At 44.1% G+C, this 12888-nt stretch carries 13 protein-coding genes; 5 read left to right on the plus strand and 8 right to left on the minus strand.

Features of this window, described 5'->3' with window-relative positions; translation table 11 throughout:
• The first annotated feature begins 138 nt into the window (after positions 1–138).
• Entirely contained in the window at positions 139–918 is a 780-nt protein-coding gene (locus ACLSSO_RS15100; RefSeq protein WP_413943309.1) for an EcsC family protein, read from the plus strand.
• Here ACLSSO_RS15100 and ACLSSO_RS15105 read toward each other — a convergent pair.
• Complete coding sequence (locus tag ACLSSO_RS15105) at positions 915–1829, minus strand: LysR family transcriptional regulator (RefSeq protein WP_413943310.1); 915 nt, start codon at positions 1827–1829, stop codon at positions 915–917. The two genes, ACLSSO_RS15100 and ACLSSO_RS15105, sit on opposite strands and share 4 nt — an antisense overlap.
• A gap of 229 nt (positions 1830–2058) precedes the next feature.
• On the opposite strand from ACLSSO_RS15105, the gene ACLSSO_RS15110 reads away from it, so the two are divergent.
• Positions 2059–2760: a pirin family protein gene (locus ACLSSO_RS15110; RefSeq protein WP_413944827.1), complete on the plus strand. Its 702-nt coding sequence runs from the start codon at positions 2059–2061 to the stop codon at positions 2758–2760.
• A 35-nt stretch (positions 2761–2795) separates the two neighbouring features.
• On the opposite strand, the gene ACLSSO_RS15115 is transcribed toward ACLSSO_RS15110, so the two are convergent.
• Positions 2796–4136, minus strand: coding sequence for an ATP-binding protein (locus tag ACLSSO_RS15115; protein WP_413943311.1), 1341 nt, complete (start codon positions 4134–4136; stop codon positions 2796–2798).
• A complete protein-coding gene (locus ACLSSO_RS15120) occupies positions 4133–4831 on the minus strand; it encodes a response regulator transcription factor (RefSeq protein WP_413943312.1) in 699 nt (232 codons plus the stop codon). Before ACLSSO_RS15120 ends, ACLSSO_RS15115 begins: the two co-directional genes overlap by 4 nt.
• 158 nt (positions 4832–4989) lie before the next feature.
• On the opposite strand from ACLSSO_RS15120, the gene ACLSSO_RS15125 reads away from it, so the two are divergent.
• Complete coding sequence (locus ACLSSO_RS15125; RefSeq protein WP_295898984.1) at positions 4990–5439, plus strand: Spy/CpxP family protein refolding chaperone; 450 nt, start codon at positions 4990–4992, stop codon at positions 5437–5439.
• A 64-nt stretch (positions 5440–5503) separates the two neighbouring features.
• Here the strand turns inward: ACLSSO_RS15125 and ACLSSO_RS15130 are convergent, their stop codons facing one another.
• Positions 5504–6925 (minus strand): UDP-N-acetylmuramoyl-tripeptide--D-alanyl-D-alanine ligase, encoded by a 1422-nt coding sequence (locus ACLSSO_RS15130; protein ID WP_295898988.1) that lies wholly within the window; start codon positions 6923–6925, stop codon positions 5504–5506.
• 6 nt (positions 6926–6931) lie between these two features.
• Positions 6932–8425 carry a UDP-N-acetylmuramoyl-L-alanyl-D-glutamate--2,6-diaminopimelate ligase gene (locus tag ACLSSO_RS15135; protein ID WP_413943313.1) on the minus strand — a complete coding sequence of 498 codons (1494 nt, stop codon included), beginning with the start codon at positions 8423–8425 and terminating at the stop codon, positions 6932–6934.
• 34 nt (positions 8426–8459) lie between these two features.
• Here ACLSSO_RS15135 and ACLSSO_RS15140 point away from each other — a divergent pair, with 34 nt between their 5' ends.
• Entirely contained in the window at positions 8460–9137 is a 678-nt protein-coding gene (locus tag ACLSSO_RS15140) for an alpha/beta hydrolase (protein ID WP_413943314.1), read from the plus strand.
• On the opposite strand, the gene ACLSSO_RS15145 is transcribed toward ACLSSO_RS15140, so the two are convergent.
• Together ACLSSO_RS15145 and ACLSSO_RS15150 are read right to left on the minus strand one after the other, a co-directional pair.
• Entirely contained in the window at positions 9134–9997 is an 864-nt protein-coding gene (locus ACLSSO_RS15145) for an NAD-dependent epimerase/dehydratase family protein (protein ID WP_413943315.1), read from the minus strand. The two genes, ACLSSO_RS15140 and ACLSSO_RS15145, sit on opposite strands and share 4 nt — an antisense overlap.
• 3 nt (positions 9998–10000) lie before the next feature.
• Complete coding sequence (locus tag ACLSSO_RS15150) at positions 10001–10762, minus strand: hypothetical protein (RefSeq protein ID WP_413943316.1); 762 nt, start codon at positions 10760–10762, stop codon at positions 10001–10003.
• A gap of 174 nt (positions 10763–10936) precedes the next feature.
• Here ACLSSO_RS15150 and ACLSSO_RS15155 point away from each other — a divergent pair, with 174 nt between their 5' ends.
• Positions 10937–11248, plus strand: coding sequence for a hypothetical protein (locus ACLSSO_RS15155; protein WP_295899003.1), 312 nt, complete (start codon positions 10937–10939; stop codon positions 11246–11248).
• On the opposite strand, the gene ACLSSO_RS15160 is transcribed toward ACLSSO_RS15155, so the two are convergent.
• Entirely contained in the window at positions 11245–12801 is a 1557-nt protein-coding gene (locus tag ACLSSO_RS15160) for a RecQ family ATP-dependent DNA helicase (RefSeq protein WP_413943317.1), read from the minus strand. The two genes, ACLSSO_RS15155 and ACLSSO_RS15160, sit on opposite strands and share 4 nt — an antisense overlap.
• Positions 12802–12888 lie beyond the last annotated feature (87 nt).

A 12888-nucleotide genomic window follows, 5' to 3' on the forward strand; every position in this document is an offset into this window, starting at 1 on the left:
GCCAGAAAAAGAACATTTGAACTTGGCAGCTTAGGACTATGTAAAAAGGCCAACAGCGGAGGTTCTAGCCTCAAATCTCCGGCTTTTAATCGCATTTCTGGACTGTGATTTAAAAAATAAAACACAAGAATATTAATTATGGACACAGTAGATCTTCAATTTTTACGAATGGCGAAGGAGCTTCTTGAGAGGCCGAGTCTCACGGCGCGGATTGCGGCGAAGGTGGGGGCTCCGGTTGAGAAGGGGTTGACGCTTTTGCCTAAGAAAATTCAATCGACCGTTCATAAGGCGACGGAAAAATCAATTCATGTGGCTTTTGAAGTCGCGGCCTCCACGATGGAGAAAAATAACGGCAAAGAGTCGAGTAACTTTGCACACAAGGCGATGGTGGCTGGCACAGGCGGGCTTGGTGGATTTTTCGGTCCGCTCGCTTTGATGGTGGAGCTTCCTATTTCTACGACACTCATCATGCGCTCGATTATTGATATCGCGCAAAGTGAAGGTGAAGACATCACCGATCCTGAAACTAAGTTTGCTTGTCTGGAAGTTTTCGCTTTCGGTGGTTATTCGGCTTCGGATGATGCTGCAGGATCGGGATACCTCATGACTCGCGCGGCTTTAGCAAAAACATTTACCGATGCTGCGAAAATTTTTATTGAAAGAGGCATTGCCAATGAAAGCGCTCCTATTTTGGCACGACTGCTCGCAAGTATTGCTTCTCGATTTCAGTTGGTCGTTACGGAAAAAGTGGCGGCGCAGATGATGCCTTTTATTGGTGCGCTCGGTGGAGCTGGAATCAACGTTATCTTTATGAACCACTTTCAAGATATGGCGCGAGGACACTTTATCGTGCGTCGGCTTGAGCGCAAGTATGGCGTCGCAGAAGTTCAACGCCAGTACTTGGAAATCAAAATCTAATTTCTTTTCACGAACTTCTTAGAACTCTTCAAAGTCGCATTCTGTAAAAGCTGTTCCCACACGGCTCGGGCCATGGGTCCCATTGGTTTATGTTTTATGCGCATGATATGCAGATCGAGCGTAAATGGTTTTATATTTTCATCGCGAATTTCTACCAAATGACCTCTTTTCAGATCACTTTCGATTTCATTACGCGCAAGTCGTCCCCAGCCAAAGCCACTGACAATCATTTTGTGTTTCAAACTATGATCAGTCACAAAACATTTTTTAGAATCCACTGCAAAACCTTTGGTGCCTTTAAGAAGATTACTCTTATCCCCTTGCGAGAGAACGATCACTTGGGGACAGGTTTTCAAAGACTTATAAGTCAGACCCGGATGTTTCTTTGCCAAAGTTTTTGCGATGACAGGAATCATTTCAATTCGATCAAAGGGCACACTCTCGATTTTTTCATTCTCAGAGGATTTCGTAGAGATTGAAAAATCAGCTTCGCCTGAAAGTAATAACTCTTCCCCGACACTCATGATCTCGGAACGAAAAGTCATCTCTGTAGGATGCTTGCTTAAAACGGTCTCTTGAAAAATTCCTGCCAAAGCTTCAAAGCGCACGAGCGGATCTAAAACGATCGTTAAAAAGGGTTCAACCTTTTTAGAACCCAGCTCCGCTCCCACGGTCTTTAATTCCCGAAATGAGTAAAGACATTGTTTTGCCCAATTATAAAAAACCAAACCCTCAGGGGTCAGCTTCGGTCGATACTCTTCGCGATTAAAAAGTTGCAGATCAAATTCCTCTTCCAGCTTTTTAATCGCCACACTCAAACTCGGCTGCGTCTTGTGTAAATGCTCCGAGGCCGCCTTAAAACTGCCCTTTTCAACAATCATTTCTAATGTCTCAAGCTGATCTATCGTCACAACTGATCTCCCACTGAAAGCCCTTAAACTATATTAATATAATTTATATAGAATATAGAAACTAAATAATTTCTTTCAATAGAAAAAAAGCCGATACTAGGTTCATCAGGAGGCTCTTATGGCTGACCAAAACAACCAACCCCGCAGAAAGTTCTTACTGGGCGCTTTAACAGCGGCCATGGGGATGGTGGCAGTCGGAGCATGGAAACTCCCAAGAAAGGAAAAAGGTATGCTTACAATCAGAAAATCCAACGACAGAGGCCTTGCGGAACATGGATGGCTTAAATCTCGCCACACTTTTTCTTTCGCTGAGTACTACGATCCGCAACACATGGGTTTTGGCCCTTTGCGCGTGATCAACGAGGACCGTATCGCAGGTGGCACAGGATTCGACACTCACCCGCATCGAGATATGGAGATCATTTCTTACGTGATCTCCGGTGGTCTTCGCCATCGAGACTCGATGGGAAATGTCACTGTGATTAAACCGGGCGAAGTGCAACGCATGAGTGCTGGCACAGGTGTGATGCACTCGGAATACAACGATCAAGACAAGGATGAAACTCATTTCTTCCAAATCTGGATCACGCCGGAAAAACGCGGAGTCAAACCTGGTTACGGTCAAAAGTCCTTTGAGAAAGAACTGAACTCACAAAAGCTTGTGCATGTGATTTCTAAAGGCGGAGTGAATGGTTCCATTGATATCAACCAAGATGCCAATGTGTATATTTCCCGTCTTAAAAAATCCGAAGACTTGGATTTTAAAGTTCCTGCAGGTCGTAAGCTTTGGCTGCAACTTGTGAAAGGCTCTGTGCAAGTCAATGGCGAGACTATTCAAACCGGTGATGCGATCGCAGCAACTGATATCTCAACTGCCGCTATCACTGCTTCAGAAGATTCAGAAATGATTCTTTTTGATCTTCCAGCTTAGTTCTTCAATCAGCGCGGGTGAAAACCCGCGCTTTCTTATTCAAATGGCAAATGAATTGTAAACTCGGCACCTTGCCCCAGTTGGCTTGTCGCAAAGATATGTCCGCCGTGAGCCTCAACAATTGTTTTTGCGATCGCAAGACCCAATCCAAATCCTGATTTCCCAGGAGATCTTGCGGCATCAGCACGGTAAAAAGGCTCAAAGATGTGTGCCAAATCTTTTTCAGCGATGCCCACACCATCGTCTTTCACTCTCAAAACACATCCATCTTTTTCTTTTATCAAAGTCACGACAATGGGTACTGACTGAGGCTTTGCATATTTAATCGCGTTCTCAAGCAAGTTTCTTAGAACACGCTCTACCTGCATGGGGTCGATCACGATAGATACGTCTTCAGGATTTTTTAAAACAACACCGGGAGCTGAGTCTTTGTAGTCTTCCACGACATGGGTCACAAGCTCTGTTAAATCTGTCGAAGATTTTTTTAACGAAGAAGCGCCCTCACGCAAACGGTAAGACTCTAAAATTTCCGCAACAAGTTCTTCCATTTTTTTAAGATCATCCTTAATGGACCCTTTGATCGCTTCATCTTTCAACAAATCAACGGCCACACCGACGCGAGTTAAAGGACTGCGCAACTCGTGACTGACGTCTCTTAAAAGCTGTTCTTTGGCGGCGACCATTTTCTCAAGTCCATCAGCCATATTATTAAAAGCTTCGCCAAGAACCTGGAACTCTCCGCCTTGACGAGTTTTAATTCGATATTTTAAATCTCCCATGGAGATTCTTTTTACACCCGTCATAAGAACTTTGATCGGCGACATCATCCAACGAATCGTCAGAAAGCTCATGATTAGAATTAAGAAAATAAATCCCGCCACCGCCACAAATGGAAATGCAAAGCCGCGCGGAATTTCTTTTGCTGAAACGAACCATGCCGTGCGCGGCGAGGCTCCTTTGAGTTCAGCAAAGAAATATTCGTGATGCTTTCCAAGCACTACCTTCGGGGAATAGTGTTCATCTTCTTTTTCAATCTCATTAAAAGTAGGAAGATTTTTTTGATCGGCCAAAGATTCAAAACCTTCCACGCGGGCGTACAGATTTAAATCTTTGTATAGATCTTCAATGCCTTTTTCACTCAATGAGGAATTCAATTTTTGCTGAAGAGAAGACAAATAGAAAATGGCATTCTTCTCTGCAACCGGAGACAACCCGTGATCAGGTTTTAAAGAATGCACAAGCCAACCCAATCCGCCGATAATAAGAACCGCCGTCAGCATAAAGGTAAAGAAAATACGAAAGAGGAGCTTTTTCTTTAAGCGATGTTTCTTATGAGGGTGTTTGTAACCTTCATGGTGACGATGATGTCTTCTCACAGAACTTCCTCCACAGGAGCAATAAAGCAGTATCCTTCACCCCACACGGTTCTTAAGAATACTGGCGACTTCGCAGGGTCTTTAAGTTTCTGGCGAAGGCGACTGATCGCCACATCGATACTGCGATTGTAAGCTTCCCAATCCACGCCGCGCAGATCATCCATAATACGATCGCGAGAAAGACTTTGTCCTGCGTGGGACATTAATAATTTTAAAAGTTCATACTCATGGGTACTAAGATTTAAATTTTGCCCTTCAAGAAAAGCCGCTCGCAACTGTGTATCTAAAATCAGACTGCCTGATTTTAATTTCCCTGAAGAGGACGAAGCCGATTTCTTTGAACGACGAATCAGGCTTTTAATTCTTGCAACCAACTCACGAGCTTCAAAAGGTTTTGGCAGATAATCATCAACACCAAGCTCAAGACCTAAAACCTTATCTGAAGTTTCTCCGCGCGCTGTGAGCATCAAGATCGGCACATCACTAAAGCTGCGAATTTTTTTGCACACTTCAAAGCCGTCCATCTCTGGCAGCATCACGTCCAAAATAATCGCATCGATTTTGTCTCTTTTAAGAAGCTGCAAACCTTCTGACGGCAATAACGATTGCACGATCTGCAGTTCAAACTGATTGAAATACTGCTTAAGAAGTTCACCTAATTTTTGATCGTCATCGATCAGAAGTATGCGATTCATAGGCCCATCATAATCCAAAAGCGTTTTGGGCTAAAGGCTTTTTCCTAGGATAATCAAGCAGTTACAATTTGTTACAATCATTAACACTCCTGCAACCACCTTGACTCTCAAACCACCTAAACTGACTTCAGAAATCAACCACTACGGAGAATATGATTATGAGACATCATCACCATCATCACTACAGAAGAAGATGGCCCAAGGTTTTAGGAATTCTTTTTGCGATCGGCAGTGTCGGCTTCCTAGCTGGTTGCCATAAAAGTCCTGAAGAGCGCATGACCGCGATCAGTGAAAAGATCGCCGACAAACTTGATTTTAATGCTCAACAAAAGGCTTTGCTCAGCGATATCACGTCAGAGTTTAAGAAAGATTTTTCTGAAGAAAAAAATCTGCGCAAATCCATGAAAGACGATTTCAAAAGCATGATTCTGGCCGATGACCTTGATAAAGCCAAGATCAAAGAGCATATCAAAGCTCGCCAGGAGCGCATGAATTCTAAAATCGATAAGTATCTGGATAAGGTGGCAGCTCTTCACAAGACTCTGACACCGGAACAGAAAAAAGAATTGATTGATAAGATCGAAAAATTCCAACACAGATGGGAGTAGGCTATGTACCTAGCCCTCTTTGCAAGTACGCCGGAGTCTTGGAAAACTCCGCGTACTTCGACGACTACTGCTTCTCCGAAAAATCCAAAGGCTCACAAGGAAAAACGAAGCGTTCAAGCTTTGTCCCTCGTGAGGCTTTTACCACCGCAATATCCCCCGCTTTCAGATATTGTGCTAGATCCTGTCCGGAAGCGTCCTTAAAATCTTTTTCAATCAAAGTGGGATTCTGATATCCCACTTTGCTTAAGCCGCGAGAGAACGCTTCATAGTCATCGCCGATAAAATAAACTTTATCAAACCCCGCAGCGCCGACCCAAGTTCCAAGTTCTTCATGCAAAGCTGCCGAAGCTGAACCCAACTCACGCATCTGTCCAAAGACACCGACCTTACGACCTGTCACAGTCAGAAGCTTCATATTGTCGATCAAAGCCTTCATGCTGTCAGGGTTTGCATTGTAAGCATCAAAGATTATCTGCGCACCTGATTTCAGGTGCACCAGTTGGTTGCGTCCCCAATTTGTTTTACATTCAGGAAGACCTTTCCAAATTTCCTCTGGAGTCATTCCTGCTGCAAGTCCCAAAGACGCTGCCGCCATAAGATTCGTCAGATTTTGTGAACCGAAAACTTGAACAACAGCCGTTCCTTCTTTACCACCGATTTTTCCTTTAACGGAAAGTTCACTCATCGTCATGGAACTAATCATCAAGTGCACATCCGCGCGAGGATCTTCCGAAGAAAATGTCATGAGTTTTGAATGGTCATACTTTTCGCAAGCCTTCACATACATATTGTGAGTTTGTGCGTTGTCGAGATTATAAATGCGAATCGTATTTGGGCCCGCCGCTTCGTAAATTTCTTCTTTGGCTTCGGCCACCTTTTCGATGGTGCCGAAAAATTCCATGTGCGCGCGTCCCACCATCGTGCACACAACGACATCTGGTTCTGCGATATGAACCAACTCAGTTAATTCTCCCGCATGATTCATACCCATTTCAACAATCGCAACATCTTTCGTCGGTGGAAGTTGCAAAAGTGTGAAGGGAACTCCCCAATGGTTGTTAAAACTTCCCTTGTTGTAGTGAACGTTCAATGTCGTTCCTAGCAAAGCCGCCGTGAATTCTTTCGTTGTGGTTTTTCCGTTAGAGCCTGTGATTCCCAAAACTTTGGCATGAGACTCACGACGAGCCCACGTACCCAAACGCTGCAAAGCTTTCAAAGTATCCGGAACTTTAAGAATCGTGACTTGGCCTTTGAGCTTTTGCACTTGTTCATTTTCTTCATGAACAAGAAGACCTGTGGCCCCTTGTTGAACCGCTTTTTCTAAAAACTGATGCGCATCGAAAGCATCGCCTTTCAAAGGAATAAAAAGCTGTCCTTTTAAATCCGCTCGTGTGTCGGTTCCAATACCCGCAAAATTTTTCTCAACAAGGCTGAGCGTTTGTGCTCCTGTGGCCCTGACAATGGTTTGCACGTCCATGGCTCTCATTGTTTTTTATCTCCCTTGCAAAGCCTCTTCTGCCACTTTCACGTCGCTAAAAGGAAATTTATCTTTGCCTATAATCTGATAATCTTCGTGCCCTTTTCCCGCGATGAGAATCACATCGCCAGGTTGGGCTTTTTGAATAGTTTGATGAATGGCTTCTTTACGATCCACGATCACGGATGTCTTGGCTTTATCAGCCCCGGCAACACCTGCCAAAATATCTTGGATGATTGCTTGTGGATCTTCGGTGCGCGGATTGTCTGACGTGATCACGACTTGATCGGAGTATTTTAAAGACATTTGCGCCATCAAAGGTCGTTTGCCCTTATCGCGATCTCCGCCGCAACCAAAGATCGTCCAAATACGTGCGGAAGATTTTAAACTCTCGCGCACGCTGCGAATCGCCGTTAGAACATTTTCCAATGCATCCGGAGAATGTGCATAATCCACAAAAATAGAAAGATTTTGATTGTTCGCAACAGACTGCAAACGTCCCGGCACACCTGTGAATTTATTCAAAGCCGAAATACAAACGGGTAAAGGCAGTCCCGCAGAAAGACCCGCGCCCAAAGCCGCCAATGCATTCATCACGTTGTGAACTCCCGACATCGGCAAATGAACTTCGCCTTCTCCCATTGGAGTCTGCACTTTAAAATGCGTCAGAGCGAAATCCATTTTTAGAATTTCATAACGAATGTCTGAATCACTTGCGCCATAAGTCCAAAGCACTGCAGGGTCCGCGACACGCAACCGACGACCGTATTTATCTGCCGTATTGATGATGGCATAACAAGGACGCTTTTCCGTTTTCCATAAAAGATCCGTGAAAAGTCTTTGCTTCGCTTCAAGATAGTGATCCATGGTGCCGTGATAATCTAAATGATCGCGCGTGAGATTTGTAAAAATCACGGTGTTAAAGGGAACGCTATCAACGCGTTTTTGATCAAGAGCGTGCGAAGAAACTTCCATCGCAACGGCCATCGCTCCTTCAGAGCGAAACTCACGCAAACGCCTTTGCAAAAAGATCGGATCCGGAGTCGTCATTTCCGAAGGCCAAACTTTCTCACCCAAATGATGATTAACAGTTCCGATCACTCCTGTAGGAATACGGCCCTCATTTAAAATTGCTTCTGTCATGTAAGTCACAGAAGTTTTTCCGTTTGTTCCTGTGACGCCGACACAGAAAAGTTCTTGCCCTGGATCAAGATAAAACCGGCTTGCCAAAATATCCAAAGCCTCGCGTGTATTAGGAACTTGCAAAACAAAACCAGAAAACTCAGTAGGAACCGTGCCTCGGTCTTCCACGACAAGAGCGGCCGCCCCTTTTGCGATCGCATCATGAATAAAACTATGTCCATCAAGCTTGCTGCCACGAATCGCAACAAAAACCGATCCCGGCACAACCAGGCGTGCATCGTTAAAAATTCCAGAGAGTTCTACATCTTGCGGAAGAGACTCTTCAGGAAGGCCGGAAAAGATGGAAAATAATTGGTTTAGCTTCATAGACTCGCTAGAAAGAATAGCGTATGACTGAGTTATGAGACAACTCGGAAAGATACATTGCCAAGAAATAAATAATGACGATAACGCGCCTTGGGTGCTCTTTTTCCACGGCTTTGGCGCCGACTGCAATGACCTGTTTTCTTTAGGAGAAATGATCTCCACTAAGCAAACATACAACTGGCTTTTCCCGAATGGAATTTTAGAGGTTCCCATTGGCCCCGCTTGGATGGGACGCGCATGGTGGACGATTGATATGATGGAAATCCAGCGAGCTGCGGAGCGTGGGGAACACCGCGACTTCAGCAATGATACGCCGAAGGGACTTCCGAAAGCTTACGATGCCGCCATGGAAATGATTCGCCAGCTCAAAGTTCCTTGGAACCAAATTGTTTTGGGAGGTTTTAGCCAAGGAGCGATGCTCGCCACAGAACTTTATTTGCGAGCGCCCGAAACCCCTAAAGGTCTTGTGATCATGTCAGGAACTCTTTTGCACCAAGATGAGTGGAAAAAGTTAGCTCCGAATCGTGCGGGTCAACGATTCTTCCAAAGTCATGGAGAAATGGACCCTGTTTTAGGAATCAAACAAGCTCGACAGCTTGAAACTTTGCTCACGCAAGCCGGAATGAAAGGCTCTTTGCAAAGTTTCCGCGGAGGACATGAGATCCCAACTCCAGTCCTTATGAAAATCGGCGAGTATTTAAATAATATCTAATTCATTTTTTGCAAAAGCGGCCCCATCCACTCTTTTAGGGGCTTTGCTTGAAATCCTTCGGACTTGGCTTTATCGACATTCATAAACCAATCCGAAGGAATCCCAAACGGCGACCAGGCTTCTTCGGATGGTTCCTTTAAAAGGTTGGCTTTTTTGCCCGTCATCTTTTCAATCATCCCGACAAGTTCACCTAATTTTAAAACATCTTCTGAAGCAAAATTGAAAATTCCTTCACGTCTTCCATGAATCAACCAAAGCAAAGATCTTGCCGCATCTTCAGAAGTAATAAATGAAAAACGGGCTTCCAAGTTTGGATAATAAATCGGCGAACCCTCTTTGACTCTCTTTACCTGATTATGCAATCGCAACGTGTAATCGTCTTCACCGACAACGACGGGGAAACGCGCAAAAGCCCATTTAAAAAAGTTTTGATTCGCGAAAACATTTTCAGCGGATCGTTTTCCTTCGGCGTATTCTTCCATAGGATTTTTTGGAGTTTGCGCGTGATACATGAACGGATTCACTTCTTCTTCGCGAAGATTTGCTCCCCAATTGTAAACGGACATTGTCGAAGTCATAACGTAGAACGGAGTCTTCTCCGCAAAAATTTCAACAGCGGCTTTGGCCTGCTCCGCATTCATACACACTTGATCCACAACGACATCGAACTTAAGTCTCTCAACAGCCTTCGCCAGATCTGACTTATTGTTACGGTCTGCTTTCAGACGATGCACCTTTGCCCCGAAATCATCTTCCACTTGCCCGCGAGAAACCACCCAGATTTCATGGCCTTCATTGATTAAAGAGTGAACCAGTCTTTTTCCAAAATATCTTGTGCCACCGATAACGAGAACTTTCATTTTTTACAATCCTTGTTCTTTTTGCAGAGTCAAAATACGTGCCCGAATGTCAGCCGCTTGCTCTTTGAGTGTTTTGATATCCGTTCCTTGCAAATACTTTTCAATCAGTTTTGCTTCGGATAATTCGAAATCACGATAGATATAGCGCATGCCAAAATCGTGCTTCTGTGGAGTTTTCAGATATCTTTGCAATTGCACCCACATCGTCACCAAACGCTGATAAAAAATAAAGCTATCAATAAATTTTCCCCGCTCAGCTTCCTTCAAAAAGGTGCGGTACATGACTTCAAAACGGGCGATCCAGTTTTTAAAATCCAGCTTCTTAGGCATTTCATATTTAGGCGCCTTCGAAGCCTCTTTTAAAATATTCTTTTTATCAAAAAGAATAACGGGATCTCCGTGCCGATCCGTATTGAAAAACTCCTGATAGTCTTCGGGATTCAAACTTTGAAAAACACCGGCATCTATGTAGTAAGTTTCCGGCCCCTCGTCAAAAACGTAAAATTTTTGGGCAAAGTTTTTCCACGGGGACTCTTCCACTTTCCAAACATGGCTCACGGATGAAATCACCGGCAAAGCTTTTTCAATTTGTTGAAAAACGATTCCCGGATTTTCACAAATCGCAACCACATCCGTGTCAGACAGATCATCTTCAAATCCGGTCGCGGTTGAGCCTCCCAACCAAGCTGCATGAATTTGCGGATGAGCTTCGAGAGCTTCTTTCAGAGTTTTGACAATATGGTCTTTAGAAAAAAGAGTTTCCATAAAGGAATTATGTCAGCCATCCGACAACTTGGTACTTGTCTTTTAAAGTATCAATTTATGAGACCGAAAGTGATATATAACAATCCGTTTGCTCGTTTATACCGAACAGAAAAACCTTTAGTGCTAAGGAACGGGACTTGATGTTTGGCCGCATTGCGGACGAAAATTGCTTCGATGGTAAAGCTATTTCGTTCCGTCTTTAAATCCGACAAAGATAAATATAAAGCCACCAACTTACCCGCCGCCCTAGAATTTGGGAATGGTGTGATCTTTGGACACATTTATAAAATATCGGAAAAAGGTTTTGTGATGTTCACGCAGTTTTCTGTTGCAGATCTTCCTGCAAAGATTGCTGTGCTGATAAAAATTCACGATCAGTATCTTCCCGCCACCGTTTTAAAAGTCAGCAAAAGTGCCATCGTCTGTGAGTTTATTGAAAACCTTCAGCCAGAAAAGCTGACTTCTTTACTTTCTAAAAAAGTTTAAGTCAGCTCGGCCAAAACATCCCAGCCAAACTTTTCAAGCTTCGCTTCGCCAATACCGTAAACGGAGCGCATTTCATCAAGGCTGCGTGGATTTTTAATCGCAAGATGTTTTAAGGTCTGATCACTGAAAACAACAAAGGCCGGAGCATCCAGCTCTTTCGCTTTTTCTTTACGCCATTTCTTAAGCTTCTCAAAACGCACTTCTTGAAGGTCATCAAGCTCAAGATCTGAAGCTTTGGACTTTTTCGTTTTCTTTAAAGTGGATTTGATCACTTCCAAAGTTTGATCCAACTTCACAAATGGTGTGATTGGTTTCAAAATACGGCGTGACGATTTCGGATCACAGGAATCGCAGTGCCCGCAACGTTCAATACGTTGAGAGTCTTTGTAATAAGTAAGAATCTCTGCATGACGGCACTCACCACCTTCAGCGTAGTTCACTAAGGCATCCAGATTGCGCCAACGAGCACTTTTGATTTCTTCCGGCGCTTCCGAGTTATGAATGAAATAGGACTGCAAACCTTTGTCTTTTTTAGAATACAAAGTCAGACATGTGGATTCCTCACCGTCACGACCACCGCGTCCCATTTCTTGATAAAGAGCATCGATGTTGGCAGGAATCTGGTAATGTACCACCAAACGAACATCCGGTTGGTCAATGCCCATTCCGAAAGCGTTGGTCGCAACAAGAATTCTTAAATCACCACGAGCATAAGCATCTTGAGTTTGCGCGCGGGTTTCAGCAGAAAGTCCTGCGTGATAAAAACCCACTTGCGCAAATTTCTTTTCCAGCAAAACGGCTGTCGATTCTGTGATCTTACGAGTTCCGCAGTAAACGATAATTCGTCCCGCAGGTGTGTTCTTAATACTTTGCAAAAGAAAATCCACTTTCGCGTCTTCGTTTTCACAAAGCTCCACTTGATAGTACAAATTCGAACGATAAAACCCGTGGACCATGCGCTCGGGCTTTTGCAGATTTAATTGCTTAGAAATATCGTCCAGCACTGTCGGCGTGGCTGACGCAGTCAAAGCCAGCACGGGAACATGTGGGCACAGTTTTTTAAGAATGCTTAACTGCGCATACTCTTCACGGAAGTCATGACCCCATTGCGAAACACAGTGCGCTTCATCAACGGCGAACAAACCAATTTGTCGCTGTTGAATCCATTTTTGAAAGCCTTCTTTTTGAGCCCGCTCTGGTGACAAATACAAAACAAAGGCGCCGCCTTTATTGAGCTCTGCAAAGACTTCCCTTTTTTCATCATCGGACTGACCCGAATGCAAACAGCCCGCCGGAATACCATGTCTTTGTAAAGCCATCACTTGATCTTTCATCAAAGCGATCAAGGGCGAAATAACAATAACCAGTTTTTGCAAATGAACTGCAGGATATTGATAGCACAAAGACTTCCCGCCTCCTGTAGGCAAAACGGCAAGAACGTCTTTCTTTGCAAGAACAGCGTCGATGATTTCTTTTTGACCGCGACGGAACTGCGACAAATTGAAATACTTTTTTAGAATATCCGTATCGGGAACCACAACGTCTGCTTGCATACCAGCCACTTTCATTCAAGGTTGCAAAGAGAGCAATAAGAATCCCGGCGAGGATCATCTTATCGCTCCTTGGCAATTTCAATTTAA

It is taken from the genome of Bdellovibrio sp. HCB-162 (assembly GCF_047344985.1).
GTDB lineage: Bacteria > Bdellovibrionota > Bdellovibrionia > Bdellovibrionales > Bdellovibrionaceae > Bdellovibrio.